The 24,128-nt window shown below is 68.6% G+C and carries 29 protein-coding genes; all 29 read left to right on the forward strand.

Annotated elements, in window-relative coordinates; translation table 11 throughout:
• The first annotated feature begins 213 nt into the window (after nt 1-213).
• Entirely contained in the window at nt 214-3,654 is a 3,441-nt protein-coding gene (locus O7606_RS23640) for a DNA-directed RNA polymerase subunit beta (RefSeq protein WP_281596209.1), read from the forward strand.
• 87 nt (nt 3,655-3,741) lie between these two features.
• Nucleotides 3,742-7,635 (forward strand): DNA-directed RNA polymerase subunit beta', encoded by a 3,894-nt coding sequence (locus O7606_RS23645; protein WP_281596210.1) that lies wholly within the window; start codon nt 3,742-3,744, stop codon nt 7,633-7,635.
• Between the two features lie 146 nt (nt 7,636-7,781).
• The gene (locus tag O7606_RS23650; RefSeq protein WP_281596211.1) at nt 7,782-8,153 is read left to right on the forward strand and encodes a hypothetical protein; all 372 of its coding nucleotides are present in this window, start codon (nt 7,782-7,784) and stop codon (nt 8,151-8,153) included.
• 704 nt (nt 8,154-8,857) lie between these two features.
• Nucleotides 8,858-9,211: a hypothetical protein gene (locus tag O7606_RS23655; RefSeq protein WP_281596212.1), complete on the forward strand. Its 354-nt coding sequence runs from the start codon at nt 8,858-8,860 to the stop codon at nt 9,209-9,211.
• Between the two features lie 464 nt (nt 9,212-9,675).
• Nucleotides 9,676-10,050 (forward strand): 30S ribosomal protein S12, encoded by a 375-nt coding sequence (gene rpsL, locus O7606_RS23660; protein WP_007465318.1) that lies wholly within the window; start codon nt 9,676-9,678, stop codon nt 10,048-10,050.
• Nucleotide 10,051: 1 nt separating this feature from the next.
• On the forward strand, nt 10,052-10,522 hold the full coding sequence (gene rpsG / locus O7606_RS23665; RefSeq protein ID WP_046567226.1) for a 30S ribosomal protein S7: 471 nt from the start codon (nt 10,052-10,054) through the stop codon (nt 10,520-10,522).
• Nucleotides 10,523-10,597: 75 nt separating this feature from the next.
• Nucleotides 10,598-12,697 carry an elongation factor G gene (gene fusA, locus O7606_RS23670; protein ID WP_281596213.1) on the forward strand — a complete coding sequence of 700 codons (2,100 nt, stop codon included), beginning with the start codon at nt 10,598-10,600 and terminating at the stop codon, nt 12,695-12,697.
• Nucleotides 12,698-12,869: 172 nt separating this feature from the next.
• Complete coding sequence (tuf, locus tag O7606_RS23675) at nt 12,870-14,063, forward strand: elongation factor Tu (protein ID WP_281596214.1); 1,194 nt, start codon at nt 12,870-12,872, stop codon at nt 14,061-14,063.
• 351 nt (nt 14,064-14,414) lie between these two features.
• The gene (gene rpsJ, locus O7606_RS23680; RefSeq protein ID WP_007073037.1) at nt 14,415-14,723 is read left to right on the forward strand and encodes a 30S ribosomal protein S10; all 309 of its coding nucleotides are present in this window, start codon (nt 14,415-14,417) and stop codon (nt 14,721-14,723) included.
• 11 nt (nt 14,724-14,734) lie between these two features.
• The gene (gene rplC / locus O7606_RS23685) at nt 14,735-15,400 is read left to right on the forward strand and encodes a 50S ribosomal protein L3 (RefSeq protein ID WP_281596215.1); all 666 of its coding nucleotides are present in this window, start codon (nt 14,735-14,737) and stop codon (nt 15,398-15,400) included.
• Nucleotides 15,397-16,062, forward strand: coding sequence for a 50S ribosomal protein L4 (rplD, locus tag O7606_RS23690; RefSeq protein WP_281596216.1), 666 nt, complete (start codon nt 15,397-15,399; stop codon nt 16,060-16,062). The genes rplC and rplD overlap by 4 nt, the downstream gene beginning before the upstream one ends.
• Nucleotides 16,059-16,361 (forward strand): 50S ribosomal protein L23, encoded by a 303-nt coding sequence (gene rplW, locus O7606_RS23695; protein ID WP_088997375.1) that lies wholly within the window; start codon nt 16,059-16,061, stop codon nt 16,359-16,361. Before rplD ends, rplW begins: the two co-directional genes overlap by 4 nt.
• A 12-nt stretch (nt 16,362-16,373) precedes the next feature.
• Nucleotides 16,374-17,213, forward strand: coding sequence for a 50S ribosomal protein L2 (gene rplB, locus O7606_RS23700; protein ID WP_281596217.1), 840 nt, complete (start codon nt 16,374-16,376; stop codon nt 17,211-17,213).
• A gap of 12 nt (nt 17,214-17,225) precedes the next feature.
• Nucleotides 17,226-17,507: a 30S ribosomal protein S19 gene (gene rpsS, locus O7606_RS23705; protein WP_067359615.1), complete on the forward strand. Its 282-nt coding sequence runs from the start codon at nt 17,226-17,228 to the stop codon at nt 17,505-17,507.
• 35 nt (nt 17,508-17,542) lie between these two features.
• Complete coding sequence (rplV, locus tag O7606_RS23710) at nt 17,543-18,031, forward strand: 50S ribosomal protein L22 (protein WP_281596218.1); 489 nt, start codon at nt 17,543-17,545, stop codon at nt 18,029-18,031.
• Nucleotides 18,031-18,915 carry a 30S ribosomal protein S3 gene (gene rpsC, locus O7606_RS23715; protein WP_281596219.1) on the forward strand — a complete coding sequence of 295 codons (885 nt, stop codon included), beginning with the start codon at nt 18,031-18,033 and terminating at the stop codon, nt 18,913-18,915. Before rplV ends, rpsC begins: the two co-directional genes overlap by 1 nt.
• A 3-nt stretch (nt 18,916-18,918) precedes the next feature.
• The gene (gene rplP / locus O7606_RS23720; protein WP_007465292.1) at nt 18,919-19,344 is read left to right on the forward strand and encodes a 50S ribosomal protein L16; all 426 of its coding nucleotides are present in this window, start codon (nt 18,919-18,921) and stop codon (nt 19,342-19,344) included.
• On the forward strand, nt 19,344-19,580 hold the full coding sequence (rpmC, locus tag O7606_RS23725; RefSeq protein WP_088982056.1) for a 50S ribosomal protein L29: 237 nt from the start codon (nt 19,344-19,346) through the stop codon (nt 19,578-19,580). Before rplP ends, rpmC begins: the two co-directional genes overlap by 1 nt.
• Nucleotides 19,577-19,864, forward strand: a complete 288-nt coding sequence (gene rpsQ, locus O7606_RS23730) for a 30S ribosomal protein S17 (protein ID WP_281596220.1) — start codon at nt 19,577-19,579, stop codon at nt 19,862-19,864. The genes rpmC and rpsQ overlap by 4 nt, the downstream gene beginning before the upstream one ends.
• A gap of 97 nt (nt 19,865-19,961) precedes the next feature.
• Nucleotides 19,962-20,330 carry a 50S ribosomal protein L14 gene (gene rplN / locus O7606_RS23735; protein WP_007465279.1) on the forward strand — a complete coding sequence of 123 codons (369 nt, stop codon included), beginning with the start codon at nt 19,962-19,964 and terminating at the stop codon, nt 20,328-20,330.
• Complete coding sequence (rplX, locus tag O7606_RS23740; RefSeq protein ID WP_281596221.1) at nt 20,327-20,647, forward strand: 50S ribosomal protein L24; 321 nt, start codon at nt 20,327-20,329, stop codon at nt 20,645-20,647. Before rplN ends, rplX begins: the two co-directional genes overlap by 4 nt.
• Nucleotides 20,647-21,216, forward strand: coding sequence for a 50S ribosomal protein L5 (rplE, locus tag O7606_RS23745; RefSeq protein WP_145815463.1), 570 nt, complete (start codon nt 20,647-20,649; stop codon nt 21,214-21,216). Before rplX ends, rplE begins: the two co-directional genes overlap by 1 nt.
• Before the next feature lies 1 nt (nt 21,217).
• Nucleotides 21,218-21,403 carry a type Z 30S ribosomal protein S14 gene (locus O7606_RS23750; RefSeq protein ID WP_007073023.1) on the forward strand — a complete coding sequence of 62 codons (186 nt, stop codon included), beginning with the start codon at nt 21,218-21,220 and terminating at the stop codon, nt 21,401-21,403.
• 96 nt (nt 21,404-21,499) lie between these two features.
• Nucleotides 21,500-21,907 (forward strand): 30S ribosomal protein S8, encoded by a 408-nt coding sequence (gene rpsH, locus O7606_RS23755; RefSeq protein WP_018784557.1) that lies wholly within the window; start codon nt 21,500-21,502, stop codon nt 21,905-21,907.
• Between the two features lie 16 nt (nt 21,908-21,923).
• Nucleotides 21,924-22,466: a 50S ribosomal protein L6 gene (rplF, locus tag O7606_RS23760; protein ID WP_281596222.1), complete on the forward strand. Its 543-nt coding sequence runs from the start codon at nt 21,924-21,926 to the stop codon at nt 22,464-22,466.
• Nucleotides 22,463-22,852, forward strand: a complete 390-nt coding sequence (gene rplR, locus O7606_RS23765; protein ID WP_281596223.1) for a 50S ribosomal protein L18 — start codon at nt 22,463-22,465, stop codon at nt 22,850-22,852. The genes rplF and rplR overlap by 4 nt, the downstream gene beginning before the upstream one ends.
• A gap of 32 nt (nt 22,853-22,884) precedes the next feature.
• The gene (gene rpsE, locus O7606_RS23770) at nt 22,885-23,499 is read left to right on the forward strand and encodes a 30S ribosomal protein S5 (protein ID WP_013288621.1); all 615 of its coding nucleotides are present in this window, start codon (nt 22,885-22,887) and stop codon (nt 23,497-23,499) included.
• On the forward strand, nt 23,499-23,681 hold the full coding sequence (gene rpmD / locus O7606_RS23775) for a 50S ribosomal protein L30 (protein ID WP_088982062.1): 183 nt from the start codon (nt 23,499-23,501) through the stop codon (nt 23,679-23,681). Before rpsE ends, rpmD begins: the two co-directional genes overlap by 1 nt.
• Complete coding sequence (gene rplO / locus O7606_RS23780; protein WP_281596224.1) at nt 23,681-24,124, forward strand: 50S ribosomal protein L15; 444 nt, start codon at nt 23,681-23,683, stop codon at nt 24,122-24,124. The genes rpmD and rplO overlap by 1 nt, the downstream gene beginning before the upstream one ends.
• Nucleotides 24,125-24,128: the final 4 nt, after the last annotated feature.

The following is a 24,128-nucleotide window of genomic DNA, read 5'->3' on the forward strand; positions in this document are numbered from 1 at the left end:
GGTCGACCCCGTTCGAGGGGTCCCGAGGCACGTTTCGCGGCGACCTGCGGGGTGGGCTGGACAGCGGTTAGCCGTTCGGCTACACTGCTAGTTTGCGCTGCCTTCCGATCTCGACCCCTGCGCGGAATGTCCGAATATGGGCGTTTCATGTGGGGTCATTGGAGTGCACGCGTACCAGCCGTTCTGCAGCACCGGTCCTCGGAAGGACGCATCTTGGCAGCTTCCCGCCCTGCGAAGACCAGTCGTACGTCGAGCGCTTTCGCTCCCCGCCGTGTCTCATTCGGCAGGATCACCGAACATCTCGAGGTCCCCAACCTCCTCGCCATCCAGAACGAGTCCTTCGACTGGCTGGTCGGCAACGAGGCTTGGCAGGGCCGGTCGGCTGACGACCCGCACGCACGCTCGGGCCTCGCGGAGATTCTCGACGAGATCAGTCCCATTGAGGACTTTTCCGGCACGATGTCACTGTCCTTCTCCGCTCCGCGCTTCGACGAGGTCAAGGCCTCGATCGAGGAGTGCAAGGAGAAGGACCTGACCTACTGCGCGCCACTGTTCGTGACCGCGGAGTTCACCAACAACACCACCGGCGAGATCAAGAGCCAGACGGTGTTCATGGGTGACTTCCCGATGATGACGCCGAAGGGCACGTTCATCATCAACGGCACCGAGCGCGTCGTGGTCAGCCAGCTCGTCCGCTCGCCGGGCGTCTACTTCGACAAGCAGCCGGACAAGACCTCCGACCGCGACCTCTCCAGCGTCAAGGTCATCCCGAGCCGGGGTGCCTGGCTGGAGTTCGACATCGACAAGCGCGACACCGTCGGTGTCCGTATCGACCGTAAGCGCCGGCAGGCCGTCACCGTCCTGCTGAAGGCGATCGGGTGGTCGGCCGAGCAGATCCGCGAGCGGTTCGGCTGGTCCGAGTTGATGATGACCACCCTGGAGAAGGACCACATCGCCGGCCAGGACGAGGCGTTGCTCGACATCTACCGGAAGCTCCGCCCTGGCGAGCCGCCGACCCGCGAGAACGCCCAGACCCTGCTCGACAACCTCTTCTTCAACCCGAAGCGGTACGACGTCGCCAAGGTCGGTCGGTACAAGTTCAACAAGAAGCTCGAAGTCCAGGTGCCGATCACCACCGGCACGCTGACCGAGGACGACATCGTCGCCACCGTCGAGTACCTCTGCCGGCTGCACGCCGGTGAGGAGGGCTACGAGGCCGACGACATCGACCACTTCGGCAACCGGCGGCTGCGTACCGTGGGCGAGCTGATCCAGAACCAGGTCCGGGTGGGTCTCTCCCGGATGGAGCGGGTCGTCCGCGAGCGGATGACCACCCAGGACGTCGAGGCGATCACGCCGCAGACCCTGATCAACATCCGCCCGGTGGTGGCGGCGATCAAGGAGTTCTTCGGCACCTCGCAGCTCTCCCAGTTCATGGACCAGACCAACCCGCTGGCGGGCCTGACCCACCGGCGACGGCTGAGCGCGCTCGGCCCGGGTGGTCTGTCCCGGGAGCGGGCCGGCTTCGAGGTCCGTGACGTGCACCCGTCCCACTACGGCCGGATGTGCCCGATCGAGACGCCGGAAGGCCCGAACATCGGCCTGATCGGCGCGCTGTCCACGTTCGCCCGGGTCAACCCGTTCGGCTTCATCGAGACGCCGTACCGGAAGGTCGTCGACGGTCGGGTCACCGACCAGATCGACTACCTGACCGCGGACGAGGAGGACCGGTTCGTCAAGGCGCAGGCCAACGCGCCGCTGCTGGCCGACGGCAGCTTCGCCGAGGACCGCGTCCTGGTCCGTCGTAAGGGCGGCGAGACCGAGGACGTCGCGCCGTCGGCCGTCGACTACATGGACGTCTCGCCGCGGCAGATGACCTCGGTCGCGACCGCGATGATCCCGTTCCTGGAGCACGACGACGCCAACCGGGCCCTGATGGGCGCGAACATGCAGCGTCAGGCCGTACCGCTGGTCAAGGCGGAGTCGCCGCTGGTCGGCACCGGCATGGAGTACCGTGCCGCGGTCGACGCCGGTGACGTCGTGGTGGCCGAGGTCGGCGGCGTGATCGAGGATCTCTGCGCCGACTACATCACCATCCACCAGGACGACGGCCACCGCCGCACCTACCTGCTGCACAAGTTCCGTCGCTCCAACGCCGGCTCCTGCGTCAACCAGAAGCCCGTGGTCTTCGAGGGCGACCGGGTCGAGGCCGGTCAGGTCATCGCCGACGGTCCGTGCACCGACGAGGGCGAGATGGCGCTCGGGCGCAACCTGCTCGTGGCCTTCATGACCTGGGAGGGGCACAACTACGAGGACGCGATCATCCTGTCGCAGCGCCTCGTGCAGCAGGACGTGCTCACGTCGATCCACATCGAGGAGCACGAGGTCGACGCCCGGGACACCAAGCTCGGCCCGGAGGAGATCACCCGCGACATCCCGAACGTCAGCGAGGAGATGCTCGCCGACCTCGACGAGCGCGGCATCATCCGGATCGGCGCCGAGGTCGTCCCCGGCGACATCCTGGTCGGCAAGGTCACCCCGAAGGGCGAGACCGAGCTGACCCCGGAGGAGCGGCTGCTCCGCGCGATCTTCGGCGAGAAGGCGCGTGAGGTCCGGGACACCTCGCTGAAGGTGCCGCACGGCGAGACCGGCACGGTCATCGGCGTCCGGACCTTCTCCCGCGAGGACGGCGACGAGCTGCCGCCGGGCGTCAACGAGCTGGTCCGGGTCTACGTCGCCCAGAAGCGGAAGATCCAGGACGGTGACAAGCTCGCCGGCCGGCACGGCAACAAGGGCGTCATCTCCAAGATCCTGCCGGTCGAGGACATGCCGTTCCTGGAGGACGGCACGCCCGTCGACATCGTGCTCAACCCGCTCGGCGTGCCGGGCCGGATGAACATCGGCCAGGTGCTGGAGACCCACCTCGGTTGGGTCGCCAAGACCGGTTGGCAGGTCGACGGCGACGACATCGAGTGGAAGCGGGCGCTGCGCTCGATCGACGCCGCCGAGGCCGAGCCGGACACGAACGTGGCCACGCCGGTCTTCGACGGCGCCCGGGAGGAGGAGATCTCCGGTCTGCTCGCGTCGACCCTGCCCAACCGGGACGGCAAGCAGCTGATCGGCTCCTCGGGCAAGGCGCAGTTGTTCGACGGTCGGTCCGGTGAGCCGCTGCCGGACCCGATCGCGGTCGGCTACATCTACATCCTCAAGCTGAACCACCTGGTCGACGACAAGATCCACGCGCGGTCGACCGGCCCGTACTCGATGATCACGCAGCAGCCGCTGGGTGGTAAGGCGCAGTTCGGTGGCCAGCGGTTCGGCGAGATGGAGTGCTGGGCCATGCAGGCCTACGGCGCGGCGTACGCGTTGCAGGAGCTGCTGACCATCAAGTCCGACGACGTCCTGGGCCGGGTGAAGGTCTACGAGGCGATCGTCAAGGGCGAGAACATCCCCGAACCGGGCATTCCCGAGTCGTTCAAGGTGTTGCTCAAGGAGCTCCAGTCACTCTGTCTCAACGTCGAGGTGCTCTCGTCCGACGGCGTGGCCCTGGAGATGCGTGAGACCGACGACGAGGTGTTCCGGGCGGCGGAGGAACTCGGCATCGACCTCTCCCGCCGGCCCAACGAGGGTGTGAGCAGCGTCGACGAAGTCTGATCGGGCCGGGCGCGGCGGCCCCGCCCGGCCGCCGCGCCCGATCCGCCGAACCATCAACCGAGCTGACTTGATGTGAGGGATAACCAAGTGCTCGACGTCAACTTCTTCGACGAGCTGCGCATCGGTCTCGCCACCGCCGACGACATCCGTCAGTGGTCCCACGGCGAGGTCAAGAAGCCTGAGACGATCAACTACCGCACCCTGAAGCCGGAGAAGGACGGGCTCTTCTGCGAGAAGATCTTCGGTCCGCAGCGGGACTGGGAGTGCTACTGCGGTAAGTACAAGCGGGTCCGCTTCAAGGGCATCATCTGCGAGCGCTGCGGCGTCGAGGTGACCCGCTCCAAGGTTCGCCGGGAGCGGATGGGTCACATCGAGCTGGCCGCTCCGGTGACCCACATCTGGTACTTCAAGGGCGTGCCGAGCCGGCTGGGCTACCTGCTGGACCTCGCCCCGAAGGACCTCGAAAAGATCATCTACTTCGCCTCGTACGTCGTGACGAGCGTGGACGCCGAAGCGCGTCACCGCGACCTCTCGACCATCGAGAACGAGATCCTGGCCGAGAAGCGGCAGGCCGAGAACAGCCGCGACTCGGAGATCGAGAAGCGGGCCGCCAAGCTGGAGGCCGACCTGGCCGAGCTGGAGGCCGAGGGCGCGAAGGCGGACGTCCGGCGCAAGGTCAAGGAGGGCGGAGAGCGCGAGATGCGCCAGATCCGCGACCGGGCCCAGCGCGAGATCGACCGCCTGGACGAGGTGCTGGACACCTTCCGCAAGCTGGACTCGAAGCAGCTCGTCACCGACGAGCTCCTCTACCGTGAGCTGCGGGACCGGTTCGGTGAGTACTTCACCGGCGGCATGGGCGCCGAGGCGATCAAGGCCCTGGTGCAGAACATGGACCTCGACGCCGAGGCGGAGAACCTCCGCGAGATCATCCGCTCCGGCAAGGGCCAGCGGAAGATCCGGGCGCTGAAGCGGCTGAAGGTCGTCGCGGCGTTCCTCAACACCCGCAACTCGCCGCTGGGCATGGTGCTGGACTGCGTCCCGGTCATCCCGCCGGACCTGCGCCCGATGGTGCAGCTCGACGGTGGCCGCTTCGCGACCTCCGACCTGAACGACCTGTACCGGCGGGTGATCAACCGGAACAACCGCCTCAAGCGGCTGATCGACCTCGGCGCGCCCGAGATCATCGTCAACAACGAGAAGCGGATGCTCCAGGAGGCCGTCGACGCGCTGTTCGACAACGGCCGTCGGGGTCGTCCGGTCACCGGCCCGGGCAACCGGCCGCTGAAGTCGCTGTCCGACATGCTCAAGGGCAAGCAGGGCCGGTTCCGGCAGAACCTGCTCGGCAAGCGGGTCGACTACTCCGGTCGTTCCGTCATCGTCGTCGGCCCGAAGCTCAAGCTGCACCAGTGCGGCCTGCCCAAGCAGATGGCGCTGGAGCTGTTCAAGCCGTTCGTGATGAAGCGGTTGGTCGACCTCAACCACGCGCAGAACATCAAGTCCGCCAAGCGGATGGTCGAGCGGCAGCGGCCGGTCGTGTGGGACGTGCTGGAAGAGGTCATCGGCGAGCACCCGGTGCTGCTCAACCGGGCGCCCACCCTGCACCGACTGGGCATCCAGGCGTTCGAGCCGCAGCTCGTCGAGGGCAAGGCCATCCAGATCCACCCGCTGGTCTGCACGGCGTTCAACGCCGACTTCGACGGTGACCAGATGGCGGTGCACGTGCCGCTGTCCGCCGAGGCCCAGGCCGAGGCGCGGATCCTGATGCTGTCGTCGAACAACATCCTCAAGCCGGCCGACGGCAAGCCGGTGACCATGCCCACCCAGGACATGATCATCGGTCTGTACCACCTCACCCACTTCACCCCGGGCGGCAAGGGCGAGGGCCGGACCTTCAGCTCCGACGCCGAGGCGCGGATGGCGTTCGACAACGGCGAGCTGCACCTGCAGTCGCCGGTGCGGATCCGGCTGCGTGGCATCACCGGCATCGACAACGGCGCCGGGGCCGAGCCGTGGGTCGCCCCGGAGGGCTGGGTCGAGGGCGAGCCGCTGATCGTCGACACCACCCTCGGTCGGGTGCTGTTCAACGAGACCATGCCGGTGGGCTACCGCTTCGTGAACTACGAGGTGCGCAAGGGGCAGCTCTCCGCGATCGTCAACGACCTCGCCGAGCGGTTCCCGAAGGTGGCCCTGGCGGCCACCCTGGACGGGCTCAAGGAGGCCGGTTTCCACTGGGCCACCTGGTCCGGCGTCACCATCGGCATGGAGGACGTCGTCACCCCGCCGAGCAAGCAGGAGATCCTGTCCCGGTACGAGAAGGAAGCCGACCGGATCGACAAGCAGTACCAGCGGGGCCTGATGACCGGTGAGGAGCGCCGCGGCGAGCTCATCGAGATCTGGACGAAGGCCACCAACGAGGTCGCCAAGAACCTGGAGACCTCGCTGCCCCGCGAGAACCCGCTGTGGAAGATGATCCACTCGGGGGCCCGCGGTAACCTGCTCCAGCTCCGGCAGATCGCCGCGATCCGTGGTCTGGTGGCCAACCCCAAGGGCGAGATCATCCCGCGACCGATCAAGTCGAGCTACCGGGAGGGTCTGTCCGTGCTGGAGTACTTCATCTCCACGCACGGCGCGCGGAAGGGTCTGGCGGACACCGCGCTGCGGACCGCCGACTCGGGTTACCTGACCCGGCGTCTGGTGGACGTGTCGCAGGACGTCATCATCCGCGAGGAGGACTGCGGCACCGACCGGGCCATCCCGATGCAGGTGGGCCAGCGGCTCGACGGCACCCTGGTGGTGCACGAGCACGCCGAGACCGGCGTGCACGCCCGTACCCTGGCCGACGACATCAAGGGGCCGGACGGCACCGTCGTCGTCGAGCGGGGCGCGGACCTGAACTCCATCCTGGTCGACCGGATCGTCGCGGCCGGGGTGGAGACGGTCCGGGTGCGCAGCGTGCTGACCTGCGAGTCGAAGCTCGGCGTCTGCGGCGCGTGCTACGGCCGGTCGCTGCCGACCGGCAAGACCGTGGACATCGGCGAGGCGGTCGGCATCATCGCCGCCCAGTCGATCGGCGAGCCGGGCACCCAGCTCACCATGCGTACCTTCCACACCGGTGGTGTCGCGGGTGAGGACATCACCCAGGGTCTGCCCCGGGTCACCGAGATCTTCGAGGCCCGGATCCCGAAGGGCAAGGCGCCCATCGCCGACACCCCCGGCCGGATCCGGATCGAGGACGGCGAGCGCTCGCGGAAGATCATCGTGATCCCGGACGACGGCAGCGACGAGATCGTCTACGACAAGATCTCGAAGCGGGTCCGGCTCCGGCCGGGCGTCCACGACGGCGGTCACGTCGAGGTCGGCGAGAAGCTCACCGAGGGCACCATCGACCCGCACGAGCTGCTGCGCATCCTCGGCCCGCGCGCGGTCCAGGTCCACCTGACCCAGGAGGTCCAGGAGGTCTACCGCTCGCAGGGTGTGCTCATCCACGACAAGCACATCGAGATCATCATTCGCCAGATGCTCAAGCGGGTGACGGTCATCGACTCCGGCTCGACCGAGTTCCTGCCGGGCGTGCTCGTCGACCGGGCGCTGTTCGAGTCGGAGAACCGCCGGCTCGTCGGCGAGGGCGGCGAGCCCGCCGCCGGTCGTCCGGTGCTGATGGGTATCACCAAGGCGTCGCTGGCCACCGACTCGTGGCTTTCGGCGGCCTCCTTCCAGGAGACCACCCGGGTGCTGACGGACGCGGCGATCCACGCCCGCAGCGACTCGCTGATCGGCCTGAAGGAGAACGTCATCATCGGTAAGCTCATCCCGGCCGGTACCGGTATCTCCAAGTACCGCAACGTCCGGGTCGAGCCGACCGAGGAGGCGAAGGCCAAGGTCTACTCGATGACCGGCTACCCGGAGACCGACTACGGCTTCGGGCCGGCCAGCGGCCAGGCGGTGCCGCTGGACGACTTCGACTTCGGGTCGTACCGCTGACGCAGTGACGACGAGGCCCCCGGCGGACGCCGGGGGCCTCGTCGCGTTCCCGGCCGGCCCCGCGCGTCGGCGGCGTGGCCCGCTCCGGGTGGGCCGGTCCGGGCTCCGGCCGCGGGGGAGCGCCTCCGGACGGCATGATGGAGAACATGACGACGGCACCCGGGCAGGAGACGCCCGTCGCGCGTCCGGGGCTGCGGCACCCCCTCGACCCTGACCCGGCGCGCTCGACGAAGGCCCGGGCGGTGTTCGCCCTCGGGCTGATCGCCGCGCTGACCGGCGTCCTCCTGGGCGGGGTCGTGCCGGCGACGGTGGCGCTCCTGCTGTCCCGGCAGGCCCGCCGGGAGGCGTACGCGTCGGGGGGTTTCCTCACCGGCGCGGCCTGGCTGATGCGGGGGGAGCGGCTGGCCTGGGCCGGTCTCGGCCTGGCCGCCCTGGCGGTGGTGATCGCGGTGGTCGTCGGGGTGGTCCGGATGACGGACGCCCCCTTCACCCAGGACTTCGCCCCGAACGTGAACTGACGGCCGGGTGGTCGACCACGGCCGACGCCCACCGGCGGTAGCCTGACCCCCCGGCACCCACCCGGGCGCTGACCGGCGCCTGTCGACAGGAGGACCTCGTGACCGAACCGCCGCAGCCGTCGGCCGGCGACCCGGCGCAGCCGGCGGTCTCCCCGGACCCTGCCCACCCGGCGGATGCCGACCGGCCCGGCCCGCCGCCGCCCGCCGCCGGAACGCCCGCCGTGGTGCCGACCACCCCTGGACCGCCCGCCGCGGGAGCGGCCGACGGGCCGCCGGTTGGGGGAGCGGCTGATATTCCGCCGGCTCCGTCGGCGTTTCCGGCCCCGGCTCCGTTGCCGGCGCCGGCCCCCCTGCCTCCGCCGCGCCCGACGCCGCCGTCCGGTCCCGTGTCCTCACCGGCCGTCGCGGCGCAGCCTGCGCCCGCTGTTTCGCCGCCCCCGGCGACGGAGGGCTCCGGGTCGGGGCCGCGTCCTGCGGACTTCGGGCCGGCGCAGCATCCGGCCGGGGGTTTCGGGCCGGGGCAGCAGCATTCGGCCTGGGGATTCGGACCTGGGGCGCATCCTCCGGCGGGTTTCGGGCCGGGAGTGCCGTCCGGCGCGGCCCCTGCTCCCGCTGGCTGGGGTGGGCCGCCGGCGCCTCCGCCACCCCGGGAGGCGCAGCGTCCGCCGAAGCGGGTCGAGCCGGTCCCGGGCACGCCGTTCGGGGTGGCGCATCTGGAAGTGCCGCCGGTCACCTCCGGTCTCGCCGTGGGCTCGCTGGTCGCCGGCATCGTCTCGTCCCTGGTCGCCCTGCTGGTCTGGTGCTTCGGCCTGGCCGGCGCGGCGGACGGCTGGGGAGCCTGGGCGGCCGGGGCGTTCACCCTGCTCGGTCTGCTCACCGGCGCGGGCGCGATCGTCGCCGGGCTGCTCGGCGCGCGGCAGGTACGGCGGCCGGCGCCGCCGCCGGCGGTCCGGTTCACCGGTCGTGGGTTGGCCGTGGCGGGGATCAGTTGCGGCGCGGCCGGACTGGGGCTCAGTCTGCTCGGTCTGGCCCTGTCGGTGGTCCTCCAGTTCGCCTGAACCGGGCCCCGAGGGGCGTCGGCGAGGGGAGCGGCTACACTTGTGAGTCGTAGATGTCCGACGCGGACGGGCAGGTCGACGGAGCCGAGAGGGGCGGGGACGCATTCTCCCGGACCACCCCGTTTTGACCTGCACGCTTGTGGTAGGTAGTCTTTCCCCTTGTGCCCGGCCAGCCCGGGCGGGTCGTGCGTGCGCTGAGCCTGGCAGCACAGTCGCCGGGCAGCGTCACGAACACAGCCACAACTCCTGGCGTCGGGGTGACCTGTGTCAGGACGAAATACCCGGTGCGGGCGCACGCGTCGGCACCGGAAACCGTGCGTCGAGCGACACGCCCGACCGCGGGTACCGGGACCACCGCGAGGCGGCCCTGGTCGGAATGTAGGAGAGCCGTTCCGCAGAGGCAGGGCGGCTACGAGCAGACGGCGCGGCCGCGTGGAAGCGGCCGAAGGGAGCGGAGAAACCCGGTGCCCACCATTCAGCAGTTGGTCCGAAAGGGCCGTCAGGCCAAGACGACCAAGACCAAGACCCCGGCGCTCAAGGGGTCTCCCCAGCGGCGCGGCGTGTGCACCCGCGTGTACACCACGACCCCGAAGAAGCCGAACTCGGCGCTGCGTAAGGTCGCTCGTGTCAAGCTCAGCAGCCAGATCGAGGTGACCGCCTACATCCCGGGCGTGGGTCACAACCTGCAGGAGCACTCGATCGTGCTCGTCCGTGGCGGCCGGGTGAAGGACCTCCCCGGCGTGCGTTACAAGATCGTTCGCGGTTCGCTCGACACCCAGGGTGTCCGTAACCGCAAGCAGGCGCGCAGCCGTTACGGCGCGAAGAAGGAGAAGAGCTGACATGCCGCGTAAGGGACCCGCTCCGCGGCGGCCGCTGGTCGCTGACCCGGTGTACAACTCGCCGCTGGTCACCCAGCTCGTGAACAAGATCCTGCTGCGCGGCAAGCGCCAGCTCGCCGAGCGCATCGTGTACGCGGCCCTGGAGGGCTGCCGCGAGAAGTCCGGCACCGACCCCGTCGTCACCCTCAAGCGGGCGATGGACAACGTCAAGCCCACCCTGGAGGTGCGCAGCCGCCGGGTCGGTGGCGCCACCTACCAGGTCCCGGTCGAGGTGCGCCCCGCGCGGGCGACCACCCTCGGGCTGCGCTGGCTGGTGACGTACTCCCGCGCCCGGCGCGAGAAGACCATGGTCGAGCGGCTCATGAACGAGCTGCTGGACGCCAGCAACGGCCTCGGCGCCGCCGTCAAGCGGCGTGAGGACACGCACAAGATGGCCGAGTCGAACAAGGCCTTCGCGCACTACCGCTGGTAACACAGCTGGTTCCGGCGTCTCCGGGCGCCGGAACCACCACCAGTTGAGTCGAGACGACGATAAGTAGGGATTGAAGTGGCCGCCGCAGCAGACGCGCTCGCCAACGTACGCAACATCGGCATCATGGCGCACATCGATGCCGGTAAGACCACGACCACCGAGCGGATCCTGTTCTACACCGGCATCACGTACAAGATCGGCGAGGTCCACGAGGGCGCCGCCGTCATGGACTGGATGGAGCAGGAGCAGGAGCGGGGGATCACCATCACCTCCGCGGCCACCACCTGTGCGTGGAAGGGCCACACGATCCAGATCATCGACACGCCCGGGCACGTCGACTTCACGGTCGAGGTCGAGCGGAACCTGCGCGTCCTGGACGGCGCGGTCGCGGTCTACGACGGCGTGGCCGGCGTGGAGCCGCAGACGGAGAACGTCTGGCGGCAGGCCGACAAGTACAACGTCCCCCGGATGTGCTTCGTCAACAAGCTCGACCGGACCGGCGCCGACTTCTTCCGTTGCGTGCAGATGATGGTCGACCGGCTCAACGCCACGCCGCTGGTGCTCCAGATCCCGATCGGGCTGGAGGCGAACCACATCGGCGTCGTCGACCTGGTCGGCATGCGCGCCCTGACCTGGCGTGGCGAGACCCAGAAGGGTGAGGACTACGCGGTCGAGGAGATCCCGGCCGACCTCGCCGACTCCGCCGCCGAGTGGCGCGAGAAGCTGATGGAGACCCTCGCCGACGTCGACGACGCGGTGATGGAGAAGTACCTGGAGGGCGAGGAGATCTCCCAGGAGGAGATCAAGGCCGCCATCCGTCGGGCCACCATCGCCGGCAAGGCCAACCCGGTCGTCTGCGGCTCCGCCTTCAAGAACAAGGGCGTCCAGCCGATGCTCGACGCGGTGGTGGACTACCTCCCGTCGCCGCTGGACATCCCGGCCATCGAGGGTGTCGCCACCGACGGCGAGACCCCGCTGTTCCGGAAGCCGTCGAACAGCGAGCCCTTCGCCGCGCTGGCCTTCAAGATCCAGACGGACAAGCACCTCGGCAAGCTGACCTACGTCCGTCTCTACTCCGGCACGCTGGAGTCCGGCTCCCAGGTGGTCAACTCCACCAAGGACCGCAAGGAGCGGATCGGCAAGATTTACCAGATGCACGCCAACAAGCGGCAGGAGCGCAGCTCCGCCCAGGCCGGCGACATCATCGCGGTGCAGGGTCTGAAGCAGACCACCACCGGTGACACCCTCTGCGACCCGGCGAACCCGGTCATCCTGGAGTCGATGACCTTCCCGGAGCCGGTCATCGAGGTCGCGATCGAGCCGAAGACCAAGGCCGACCAGGAGAAGCTCAGCACCGCCATCCAGCGGCTCGCCGAGGAGGACCCGACCTTCCGCGTGAAGCTGGACGACCAGACCGGTCAGACGGTCATCTCCGGCATGGGCGAGCTGCACCTGGACATCCTGGTCGACCGGATGCGCCGCGAGTTCAACGTCGAGGCGAACATCGGTAAGCCGCAGGTGGCGTACCGCGAGACGATCCGCCGTACGGTGGAGAAGATCGAGTACACCCACAAGAAGCAGACCGGTGGCTCCGGCCAGTACGCCCGGGTGATCATCAGCGTGGAGCCGCTGCCGCTCGGCAACGACGCCCCGACCTACGAGTTCGCCAACGCGGTGACCGGTGGCCGTATCCCCCGGGAGTTCATCCCCTCGGTGGACGCGGGCGCGCAGGACGCCATGCAGTACGGCATCCTCGCCGGCTTCCCCCTGGTGGGCGTCAAGCTCACCCTGGTGGACGGCCAGTACCACGAGGTCGACTCGTCGGAAATGGCATTCAAGATCGCCGGCTCGATGGCGATGAAGGAGGCGGCCCGCAAGGCCGACCCCGCTCTCCTTGAGCCGATGATGGCCGTTGAGGTCACCACCCCGGACGAGAACATGGGTGACGTCATCGGTGACCTCAACTCCCGTCGCGGCATCATCCAGGCGATGGAGGAGCGCGGCGGCACCCGCGTCGTCCGCGCCCTGGTGCCGCTGTCGGAGATGTTCGGCTACGTCGGCGACCTGCGGTCGAAGACCCAGGGCCGGGCTAGCTACAGCATGCAGTTCGACTCCTACGCCGAGGTTCCGGCCAGCGTGGCGAAGGAGATCATCGCGAAGGCCACGGGCGAGTAGTCTGCTCGTCCGCGGCCTCCGCGGGGCTGCATGAGACCGGGCCTGTAGGCTTCACCGCCGCAAGTCCCACAAGCTCTCCGACCGTCTCGGTCGGAAAGGCTGTCGACAGAGTCCTAAGCGTCACCACGGCGCGCCGGGGCGTACGAACCAAGAAGTCCACAGGAGGACACCAGTGGCGAAGGCGAAGTTCGAGCGGACTAAGCCGCACGTCAACATCGGCACCATTGGTCACATCGACCACGGTAAGACGACGCTGACGGCGGCCATCACCAAGGTCCTGCACGACGAGTTCCCGGACCTGAACCCGTACACGCCGTTCGACGAGATCGACAAGGCGCCGGAGGAGAAGGCCCGCGGTATCACCATCTCCATCGCGCACGTCGAGTACCAGACGAGCAACCGGCACTACGCGCACGTCGACTGCCCCGGGCACGCCGACTACATCAAGAACATGATCACCGGCGCCGCGCAGATGGACGGCGCGATCCTGGTGGTGGCGGCGACCGACGGCCCGATGCCGCAGACCCGCGAGCACGTGCTGCTGGCCCGTCAGGTCGGTGTGCCGTACATCGTCGTGGCGCTCAACAAGAGCGACATGGTCGACGACGAGGAGCTCCTGGAGCTCGTCGAGCTCGAGGTTCGTGAGCTGCTCTCGAACCAGGAGTACCCGGGTGACGACCTGCCGGTCGTCCGGGTCTCGGCGCTCAAGGCCCTCGAGGGCGACCCGGAGTGGACCGGCAAGCTCCTGGAGCTGATGAACGCCGTCGACACCGCGATCCCGCAGCCGGAGCGCGAGACCGAGAAGCCGTTCCTGATGCCGATCGAGGACGTCTTCACGATCACCGGTCGGGGCACCGTGGTCACCGGCCGCGCCGAGCGCGGCATCCTCAAGCCGAACGAGGAGGTGGAGATCGTCGGCATCAAGGAGAAGTCGATGAAGACGGTCTGCACCGGTATCGAGATGTTCCGCAAGCTGCTCGACGAGGCCCGCGCGGGCGAGAACGTCGGTCTGCTGCTGCGGGGTATCAAGCGCGAGGACGTCGAGCGCGGCATGGTGGTCGTCAAGCCGGGCACCTCGACCCCGCACACGGAGTTCGAAGCGACGGTCTACATCCTCTCCAAGGAGGAGGGCGGCCGGCACACCCCGTTCTTCCAGAACTACCGTCCGCAGTTCTACTTCCGGACCACGGACGTCACCGGCGTCGTCACGCTGCCCGAGGGCACCGAGATGGTCATGCCGGGCGACAACACCACGATGACCGTGAAGCTGATCCAGCCCATCGCGATGGAGGACAACCTCAAGTTCGCGATCCGGGAGGGTGGCCGTACGGTCGGCGCTGGTCGCGTCACCAAGATCATCAAGTGAGCTGGGTAACCCCGATTAGACCCGCCGCCGGTCGTGCGGCATACTAGTCAGGTTGCGTAACGACAGTTCGTCGCCTGCGTTCGGATTTTCGCCGAACCTCCGGGTGAGAGGACAGTCGAGCGTAGGGTGGTTGGCGGTTTGCCGCCAACCACCCTCGCACGGCGTTCAGGTCGCGGTAGTGCGATCGGCGCCTTGACCCACCGCGCGGTCGGTATCGCTCCGGAGTCCCGGGGCGGAGCTTGGCCCGAGGGCGCGACACGCCCGACCGCGGGGGTCGGCGGAAGTGGGCCTGTGCCAGCCGGTACAGGCGCCCGCGACACAGCGGCATCGAGAGAAGGAACAGAAGCCACCATGGCGGGACAGAAGATCCGCATCCGGCTCAAGGCCTATGACCACGAGGTCGTCGACTCCTCGGCTCGGAAGATCGTCGAGACGGTGACGCGTACCGGGGCGCAGGTCGCTGGCCCGGTGCCGCTGCCCACGGAGATCAACCGTTTCTGCGTCATCCGCTCGCCGCACAAGTACAAGGACTCGCGCGAGCACTTCGAGATGCGTACGCACAAGCGGCTGATCGACATCATCGACCCGACCCCCAAGACGGTCGACTCGCTCATGCGCCTCGACCTGCCGGCTGGCGTCGACATCGAGATCAAGCTGTAGGGACCGGACAAATGGACAGGCAAGTAAAGGGGATCCTGGGCGCGAAGCTCGGCATGACCCAGGTCTGGGACAACAACCGCGTTGTGCCGGTGACCGTGGTGCAGGCCGGCCCGTGCGTCGTCAGCCAGGTTCGTAGCGCCGAGAAGGACGGTTACTCGGCCATCCAGCTGGCCTACGGCGCGATCGACCCGCGCAAGGTCAAGAAGCCGATCAGCGGCCACTACGCCAAGGCGGACGTGGCGCCGCGCCGGCACATCGTCGAGCTGCGCACCACGGACGCCGGCGAGTACGCCCCCGGCCAGGAGGTCACCGTCGCCGAGTTCGCCCCCGGCGTCTCGATCGACGTGACCGGCAAGACCAAGGGCAAGGGCTACGCCGGCCCGATGAAGCGGCACGGCTTCCACGGCCTGCGGGCCAGCCACGGTGTCGAGCGCAAGCACCGCTCGCCCGGCTCGATCGGCGCCTGCGCCACCCCGGGTCGTGTCTTCAAGGGCACCCGGATGGCCGGCCGGATGGGTGGCGTGCGCTACACCGTCCAGAACCTGACCGTCCAGGCGGTCGACACCGAGAACAACCTCCTGCTCGTCCGTGGCGCCATCCCCGGCCCCAAGGGCGCGCTGGTCCTGGTCCGTACCGCGGCCAAGACCAAGGTGAAGAAGGGCGGTGCGGCGAAGTGACCGCGGTTGACGTGATCGCCGTCGACGGCACCAAGAGCAGCTCCGTCGAGCTGCCGGCCGACATCTTCGACGTGCAGGCCAACGTCGCGCTGATGCACCAGGTCGTGGTGGCCCAGCTCGCGGCCGCCCGGCAGGGCACGCACAAGACGAAGACCCGTGGCGAGGTCTCCGGTGGCGGCAAGAAGCCGTACAAGCAGAAGGGCACCGGTCGGGCCCGGCAGGGCTCGACCCGCGCGCCGCAGTTCGCCGGTGGTGGCGTGGTGCACGGTCCCGTCCCGCGTGACTACAGCCAGCGGACCCCGAAGAAGATGAAGGCCGCCGCCCTGCGTGGCGCCCTCTCCGACCGGGCCCGCGCCGGCCAGGTGCACGTCGTCGAGGCGTTCGTCACCGGCGAGAAGCCGTCCACCAAGGCGGCGCTGGCCACGCTGACGAAGCTGACCGCGGCCCGGCGGGTGCTGGTCGTGCTGAGCAGCACCGACGAGCTGAACTGGGTGTCGCTGCGGAACCTGCGCAACGCGCGGGACAGCCGGGTGCACCTGATCGAGGCCGGCCAGCTCAACACGTACGACGTGCTGGTGGCCGACGACGTGGTCTTCACCAAGGAGGCCCTGGACGAGTTCCTGGGCGTTCCGGCCGAGACCACCGAGGAGGGTGGCAAGTGAGCACGATCGCTGACCCGCGCGACATCATCGTGGCGCCGGTCGTCTCGGAGAAGAGCTACAGCGAGCTGAACCGGAACTGGTACACCTTCCTGGTGCACCCGGACGCCAACAAGACCGAGATCAAGATCGCTATCCAGCAGATCTTCAACGTCCGCGTCCTGACGGTCAACACCCTCAACCGCGAGGGCAAGCGCAAGCGGACCCGTACCGGGTTCGGTCAGCGCAAGGCCACCAAGCGCGCGATGGTGAAGCTGGCTGACGGTGACCGTATCGAGGCCTTCGGCGGCCCGGTCAGCTGAGGGGTGTAGACAATGGCTATCCGTAAGTACAAGCCGACGACGCCGGGCCGGCGTGGTTCCAGCGTCGCCGACTTCGCCGAGATCACCCGGTCCACGCCGGAGAAGTCGCTGCTGGCGCCGCTGCCGAAGAAGGGCGGACGCAACGCCCACGGCCGGATCACCACCCGGCACCAGGGCGGCGGACACAAGCGTCAGTACCGGATCATCGACTTCAAGCGGGTCGACAAGGACGGCGTGCCGGCGAAGGTCGCGCACATCGAGTACGACCCCAACCGCACCGCGCGCATCGCGCTGCTGCACTACGCCGACGGCGAGAAGCGCTACATCCTCGCGCCGAAGGACCTCAAGCAGGGCGACGCCGTCGAGTCCGGCCCGACCGCCGACATCAAGCCCGGCAACAACCTGCCGCTGCGCAACATCCCGGTCGGCACCACGATCCACAACGTGGAGCTGCGTCCGGGTGGCGGGGCCAAGCTGGCCCGTTCGGCCGGCGTCGGCATCCAGCTCCTGGGCCGGGAGGGCGCGTACGCCACCCTCCGGATGCCGTCCGGTGAGATCCGGCGGGTCGACGTGCGCTGCCGCGCCAGCGTCGGCGAGATCGGCAACGCCGATCAGTCGAACATCAACTGGGGCAAGGCCGGCCGGATGCGGTGGAAGGGCAAGCGCCCGACCGTCCGTGGTGTCGCCATGAACCCGGTCGACCACCCGCACGGTGGTGGTGAGGGTAAGACCTCCGGTGGTCGCCACCCGGTCAACCCGAAGGGTAAGCCCGAGGGCCGTACCCGTCGCAAGGGCCAGCCGAGTGACCGGCTGATCGTCCGCCGTCGCTACGCCACGCGTAAGCGCGGCTGAGGGAGATAAGACATGCCTCGCAGCCTGAAGAAGGGCCCGTTCATCGACGACCACCTGCTCAAGAAGGTGGAGACGCAGAACGAGAAGGGCTCGAAGAACGTCATCAAGACCTGGTCGCGGCGCTCGACGATCATCCCGGACATGCTCGGGCACACGATCGCCGTGCACGACGGGCGCAAGCACGTCCCGGTGTTCGTCACCGAGGCGATGGTCGGGCACAAGCTCGGCGAGTTCGCGCTGACCCGCACGTTCAAGGGTCACGAGAAGGACGACCGGAAGAGCCGCCGCCGCTAGGCGAGCCACGGATAGAGGATCAAGGGGTTACAGCGATGCCAGGAAAGGGCGACGCTCCGGTGCTTCCGGGCGCGCGGGCGATTGCGCGACACGTGCGCATCTCGCCGATGAAGGCGCGCCGGGTGGTCAACCTCGTCCGCGGCCTGCCCGCGAAGGAGGCCCTCACGGTGCTGCAGTTCGCGCCGCAGGCGGCGAGCGAGCAGGTGTACAAGGTGCTCGCGAGCGCGATCGCCAACGCGGAGAACAACGAGCGGCTGGACCCCGACGCGCTGCTCGTCAGCGAGGCGTTCGTCGACGAGGGCCCGACCATGAAGCGGTTCCGGCCGCGGGCGCAGGGCCGGGCGTACCGGATCCGCAAGCGCACGTGCCACATCACCGTGGCGGTCGAGGCGGTCGCGCCGGCGGCGCCGAAGAAGTCCGCGGCGGCGAAGAAGTCGGCCCCGGTCAAGCAGGCCGAGCAGGCTGAGCAGGCCACGCAGGCGGAGCCGACGGAGACGCAGAGCAAGACGGAGGGCGCCGAGTAATGGGTCAGAAGGTTCACCCGCACGGGTTCCGGCTCGGCATCTCGACCGACTGGAAGTCCCGCTGGTTCGCGGACAAGCTCTACAAGGACTACATCGGCGAGGACGTCAAGATCCGCCGCATGATGTCCAAGGGGCTGGAGCGGGCCGGCATCTCCAAGGTCGACATCGAGCGGACCCGGGACCGGGTCCGGGTCGACATCCACACCGCCCGTCCGGGCATCGTCATCGGCCGTAAGGGCGCCGAGGCGGACCGGATCCGCGGCGAGCTGGAGAAGCTCACCGGCAAGCAGGTGCAGCTCAACATCATCGAGGTGAAGAGCCCCGAGTCGGACGCGCAGCTCGTCGCCCAGGGCGTCGCCGAGCAGCTCTCCAGCCGGGTCAGCTTCCGTCGGGCGATGCGCAAGGCGATGCAGTCGGCCATGAAGAACCCGGTCTGCAAGGGCATCCGGGTGCAGGTCTCGGGTCGTCTGGGCGGCGCCGAGATGAGCCGGACCGAGTTCTACCGCGAGGGCCGGGTGCCGCTGCACACGCTGCGGGCCAACATCGAGTACGGCTTCTTCGAGGCCCGTACCACCTTCGGCCGGATCGGCGTGAAGGTCTGGATCTACAAGGGCGACGCGGTTCCGGGCCGGGAGGCCCCGGCCGAGACCGCCCCGTCCCGCCCGCGTCGTGAGCGTGGCGACCGTCCCGAGCGTCCGCGTCGCGGTCGCTCCGGTTCCTCCGGCACCACCGCCGGCGGCACCGAGGCTGGTCGGGCCGCCGCGACCACCGTCGCGCAGCAGGCCGAGACGCCGAGTGGCGAGCCGGTCGACAGCGCTGCTGTCGCCGCGGCCGCGACCACCCCGGCCGACTCGCAGCCGGCAGAAACGCAGCAGGAGGGCTGACAGATGCTGATGCCGCGCAAGCCCCCGAAGGGCTTCCGCAAGCCGCACCACCCGGACCGCAGCGGCGCGTCCAAGGGCGGGAACCGGGTGGTGTTCGGCGAGTTCGGGATCCAGGCTCTCGAGCCGGCGTACGTCACGAACCGGCAGATCGAGTCGGCTCGTATCGCGATGACCCGTCACATCAAGCGTGGCGGCAAGGTCTGGATCACGATCTTCCCGGACCAGGCGCTGACCAAGAAGCCGGCGGAGACCCGGATGGGTTCCGGTAAGGGCTCGCCCGAGTGGTGGGTCGCCAACGTGAAGCCGGGGCGGGTGCTCTTCGAGATGTCCTTCCCCAACGAGCAGATCGCGCGAGAGGCGATGCGTCGCGCGATCCACAAGCTCCCGATGAAGTGCCGCATTGTGACGCGCGAAGTGGGTGAATCCTGATGGCAGCGGGCGTTAAGGCCGCCGAGCTGCGTGAGCTCTCCGAGGAGGAGCTGGTCACGAAGCTGCGGGAGGCCAAGGCGGAGCTGTTCAACCTCCGGGTGCAGGCCGCCACCGGTCAGCTCGACAACAACCGGCGGCTCCAGGTCATCCGTCGGGAGATCGCCCGGATCTACACGATCATGCGTGAGCGTGAGCTGGGGCTCTCGGCCGCGCCGACTGAGGTGACTGCATCATGAGCGAGACCACCGAGAACACCACCACCGCCACCGTGCGGGCCCGCCGCAAGGTCCGTGAGGGCCTGGTGGTGAGCGACAAGATGGACAAGACCGTCGTCGTCGAGGTCGAGGACCGGGTCAAGCACGCGCTGTACGGCAAGATCATGCGCCGGACCAGCAAGCTGAAGGTGCACGACGAGCAGAACGCCGCCGGCATCGGCGACCGGGTTCTGATCATGGAGACCCGGCCGCTGTCGGCCACCAAGCGGTGGCGGCTCGTGGAGATCCTGGAAAAGGCCAAGTAGCGAAGGCTCAAACTCGCCCGGCGTGCCAGTCGGGCGCGGGTTCCGCCAGGCTCCGGCCGCCACGCGGCCGGAGAACCGGCAGACATAGGAGATAGACGTGATTCAGCAGGAGTCGCGACTGCGCGTCGCCGACAACACGGGTGCCCGGGAGATCCTGTGCATCCGGGTTCTCGGTGGCTCCGGTCGGCGCTACGCGAGCATCGGCGACGTCATCGTGGCCACCGTCAAGGACGCGATCCCCGGCGCCGGTGTGAAGAAGGGCGACGTCGTCAAGGCGGTCGTCGTTCGCACCGCCAAGGAGCGTCGGCGGCCGGACGGCTCGTACATCCGCTTCGACGAGAACGCCGCCGTCATCATCAAGGACGGTGGGGACCCGCGCGGTACCCGTATCTTCGGCCCGGTGGGTCGTGAGCTGCGGGACAAGCGGTTCATGAAGATCATTTCTCTCGCGCCGGAGGTGTTGTGACCGTGAAGGTCAAGAAGGGCGACACGGTCATCGTCATCGCCGGCAAGGACAAGGGCGCCAAGGGCAAGGTCATCGCGGCCTACCCGCGCCAGGACAAGGTCCTCGTCGAGGGCGTGAACCGCGTCAAGAAGCACACCCGCGTGAGCACCACCCAGCGCGGCGCCAAGACCGGTGGCATCGTCACCCAGGAGGCCCCGATCCACGTCTCGAACGTGCAGGTCCTGGACTCCGATGGGAAGCCGACCCGAATCGGGTACCGGATCGACGAGAACGGCCAGAAGGTCCGCATCGCGCGTAGCTCCGGTAAGGACCTCTGATGACCACGGCTACCGAAACCAAGACCCTGCCGCGCCTCAAGGAGCGGTACCGTAACGAGATCGTGGCCAAGCTGCAGGAGCAGCACAACTTCGCGAACCCCATGCAGGTTCCGCGGTTGGTCAAGATCGTCGTCAACATGGGTGTCGGCGAGGCCGCTCGCGACGCCAAGCTGATCGACGGCGCCGTGCGCGACCTGGCCACCATCACCGGCCAGAAGCCGCAGGTGCGGCGGGCGACCAAGTCGATCGCGCAGTTCAAGCTCCGTGAGGGCATGCCGATCGGCGCGAAGGTCACCCTGCGCGGCGACCGGATGTGGGAGTTCCTGGACCGGCTGCTCTCCATCGCGCTGCCGCGTATCCGTGACTTCCGCGGCCTGGACGGGCGCAAGCTCGACGGGCACGGCAACTACACGTTCGGCCTGACCGAGCAGTCGGTGTTCCACGAGATCGACCAGGACAAGATCGATCGTCAGCGGGGCATGGACATCACCGTGGTGACCACCGCCACGACCGACGACGAGGGCCGGGCGCTGCTCAAGCTCCTGGGCTTCCCGTTCAAGGAGAACTGAGATGGCCAAGAAGGCGCTGATCCTCAAGGCGGCCGCGAAGCCGAAGTTCTCGGTTCGCGCGTACACCCGCTGCCAGCGGTGCGGACGTCCCAAGGCGGTCTACCGCAAGTTCGGTCTCTGCCGGGTCTGCATCCGGGAGATGGCCCACCGCGGTGAGCTGCCCGGCGTGTCCAAGGCCTCCTGGTAATAGCCCGGCGCGCTCCGCGCGTCCGCTGCACTGTCTCTTCGCCGTAGGCCCCGGGCGTACCCGCGGGAACCCCGGCGAGAAAGGTAGACGAAATCCATGACGATGACCGACCCGATCGCAGACATGCTCACGCGTCTGCGGAACGCCAACCAGGCGTACCACGACCGGGTGACGATGCCCTACTCCAAGATCAAGGCGAACATCGCCGAGGTCCTGAAGTCCGAGGGTTACATCGCCACCTGGTCGGTCGAGGAGCCCGAGGAGGGCGCCGTCGGCAAGCGACTGGTCGTCGAACTGAAGTACGGCCAGAACCGGGAGCGGAGCCTGGCCGGCATCAAGCGTGTCTCCAAGCCCGGTCTCCGGGTGTACGCCAAGTCGGACGGGCTCCCGCGGGTGCTCGGCGGCCTCGGCGTGGCGATCATTTCGACGTCCCAGGGGCTGCTGACCGACCGGCAGGCCCGCAAGCGGAGCGTTGGCGGGGAAGTCCTCGCCTTCGTCTGGTAACGGGAGACAGGTAGAAATGTCGCGTATTGGACGTAAGTCGATCCCGGTGCCTTCCGGCGTCGACGTCACCATTGACGGCCGGACCGTCAAGGTCAAGGGCCCCAAGGGCGAGCTGTCGCACACCGTCGCCGAGCCGATCACGGTGGAGCGGGGCGAGGACGGCACGCTGCACGTCAACCGGCCGAACGACGAGCGCAAGGCCAAGGAGCTGCACGGCCTGAGCCGTACCCTGGTCGCGAACATGATCGTCGGGGTGACCGACGGTTACCGCAAGAGCCTGGAGATCGCCGGCACCGGTTACCGGGTCACCGCCAAGGGCAAGGACCTGGAGTTCGCGCTCGGGTTCTCGCACCCGGTGCTGGTCCCCGCGCCGGACGGCATCACCTTCACCGTCGAGAAGCCGACGCTGTTCCACGTGGCCGGCATCGACAAGCAGCTCGTCGGTGAGGTCGCCGCCAACATCCGGAAGATCCGCCCGCCGGAGCCCTACAAGGGCAAGGGTGTGAAGTACCAGGACGAGGTCATTCGTCGCAAGGCCGGAAAGGCAGGTAAGAAGTGAGCGCCACGCTGCTCAAGCGCCGCCGCGGCGTCGCCGCCAAGCGTGCCGTCGGGCGTGCGCGTCGGCACTTCCGGGTCCGCAAGAACGTCAACGGCACCCCCGAGCGTCCCCGCCTGGTCGTCACCCGCTCGCTGCGGCACATCGTGGCCCAGATCGTGGACGACACCAAGGGTCACACCCTGGCGTCGGCCTCGACCCTGGACGCCTCGCTGCGCGGCACGGAGGGCGACAAGAGCGCCCTGGCCGGCAAGGTCGGCGCCCTGCTCGCCGAGCGGGCCAAGGCCGCCGGCGTCTCGAAGGTCGTCTTCGACCGCGGTGGCAACCGGTACGCGGGGCGGGTCGCCGCCCTGGCCGACGCCGCTCGCGAAGCCGGGCTCGAGTTCTAGAAACCCCGTCACGAGAGAGAGGAAAGCTGCTGATGCCAGGTCAACAGCGCCGTGGCGGCGGGTCCGGTGGCAACGAGGGTGGTCGCCGCGACAACCGCCGTGAGGGCGGTCGCGGAAACGCGCCCGTCGAGAAGACCCCGCACCTCGAGCGGGTCGTCGCGATCAACCGCGTCGCCAAGGTCGTGAAGGGTGGTCGTCGCTTCAGCTTCACCGCCCTGGTGATCGTGGGCGACGGCGACGGCACCGTCGGCGTGGGCTACGGAAAGGCCAAGGAGGTGCCCGCGGCGATCGCCAAGGGCGTCGAGGAGGCCAAGAAGCACTTCTTCAAGGTGCCGCGGATCGGTCAGTCGATCCCGCACCCGGTCACGGGCGAGGACGCCGCCGGTGTGGTGCTGCTCAAGCCGGCCTCCGCCGGTACGGGCGTCATCGCCGGTGGTCCGGTGCGTGCCGTGCTGGAGTGCGCGGGCATCCACGACGTGCTCTCCAAGAGCCTCGGCTCGTCCAACCCGATCAACATCGTGCACGCCACCGTGGCGGCCCTGAAGGGGCTGGAGTCCCCCGAGCAGGTCGCGGCGCGTCGTGGCCTGCCGGTGGAGGACGTCGCGCCGGCCGCCATGCTGGCGTCGCGTGCGGGGGTGGCGTCCTGATGGCGCGCCTGAAGGTCACCCAGGTCCGGTCCGGGATCGGGACCAAGCACAACCAGCGTGAGTCGCTGCGGTCGCTCGGTCTCAAGCGGATCAACGACGTGGTGGTGAAGGAGGACCGCCCCGAGATCCGGGGCATGATCTTCGCGGTCAACCACCTCGTGAAGGTCGAGGAGGTCGAGTAATGACGATCAAGGTCCATCACCTGCGCCCGGCTCCGGGAGCCAAGACCGCCAAGACCCGCGTGGGTCGTGGTGAGGGCTCCAAGGGCAAGACGGCCGGTCGCGGTACCAAGGGTTCGAAGGCCCGGAAGAACATCTCGCCGGCGTTCGAGGGTGGTCAGATGCCCATCCACATGCGCCTGCCGAAGATGAAGGGCTTCAAGAACAAGTTCAAGGTGGTCTTCCAGGTGGTCAACCTGGACCGGCTCGCCGAGCTCTTCCCCAACGGTGGCCAGGTCGGCCCGGCCGAGCTGGTCGAGGTCGGCGCGGTCCGTAAGGGCCACCCGGTCAAGGTGCTCGGCACCGGGGATCTCGGCGGGGTGGCGCTCCAGGTGTCGGCGCACGCGTTCAGCGCGTCGGCCAAGGACAAGATCGCCGCTGCCGGTGGTTCGGCCACCGAGCTGTAGGGCA

This window comes from Micromonospora sp. WMMD882 (genome assembly GCF_027497255.1).
Classification (GTDB): domain Bacteria; phylum Actinomycetota; class Actinomycetes; order Mycobacteriales; family Micromonosporaceae; genus Micromonospora.

Coding starts and splice junctions, on each gene's coding strand:
- O7606_RS23650 (WP_281596211.1), top strand. CDS start 7,782: ATGACGACGGCACCCGGGCAGGAGACGCCCGTCGCGCGTCCGGGGCTG.
- rpsG (WP_046567226.1), top strand. CDS start 10,052: ATGCCGCGTAAGGGACCCGCTCCGCGGCGGCCGCTGGTCGCTGACCCG.
- rpsJ (WP_007073037.1), top strand. CDS start 14,415: ATGGCGGGACAGAAGATCCGCATCCGGCTCAAGGCCTATGACCACGAG.
- rplC (WP_281596215.1), top strand. CDS start 14,735: ATGGACAGGCAAGTAAAGGGGATCCTGGGCGCGAAGCTCGGCATGACC.
- rplB (WP_281596217.1), top strand. CDS start 16,374: ATGGCTATCCGTAAGTACAAGCCGACGACGCCGGGCCGGCGTGGTTCC.
- rpsS (WP_067359615.1), top strand. CDS start 17,226: ATGCCTCGCAGCCTGAAGAAGGGCCCGTTCATCGACGACCACCTGCTC.
- rplV (WP_281596218.1), top strand. CDS start 17,543: ATGCCAGGAAAGGGCGACGCTCCGGTGCTTCCGGGCGCGCGGGCGATT.
- rpsC (WP_281596219.1), top strand. CDS start 18,031: ATGGGTCAGAAGGTTCACCCGCACGGGTTCCGGCTCGGCATCTCGACC.
- rplP (WP_007465292.1), top strand. CDS start 18,919: ATGCTGATGCCGCGCAAGCCCCCGAAGGGCTTCCGCAAGCCGCACCAC.
- rpmC (WP_088982056.1), top strand. CDS start 19,344: ATGGCAGCGGGCGTTAAGGCCGCCGAGCTGCGTGAGCTCTCCGAGGAG.
- rpsQ (WP_281596220.1), top strand. CDS start 19,577: ATGAGCGAGACCACCGAGAACACCACCACCGCCACCGTGCGGGCCCGC.
- rplE (WP_145815463.1), top strand. CDS start 20,647: ATGACCACGGCTACCGAAACCAAGACCCTGCCGCGCCTCAAGGAGCGG.
- O7606_RS23750 (WP_007073023.1), top strand. CDS start 21,218: ATGGCCAAGAAGGCGCTGATCCTCAAGGCGGCCGCGAAGCCGAAGTTC.
- rpsH (WP_018784557.1), top strand. CDS start 21,500: ATGACGATGACCGACCCGATCGCAGACATGCTCACGCGTCTGCGGAAC.
- rplF (WP_281596222.1), top strand. CDS start 21,924: ATGTCGCGTATTGGACGTAAGTCGATCCCGGTGCCTTCCGGCGTCGAC.
- rpsE (WP_013288621.1), top strand. CDS start 22,885: ATGCCAGGTCAACAGCGCCGTGGCGGCGGGTCCGGTGGCAACGAGGGT.
- rpmD (WP_088982062.1), top strand. CDS start 23,499: ATGGCGCGCCTGAAGGTCACCCAGGTCCGGTCCGGGATCGGGACCAAG.
- rplO (WP_281596224.1), top strand. CDS start 23,681: ATGACGATCAAGGTCCATCACCTGCGCCCGGCTCCGGGAGCCAAGACC.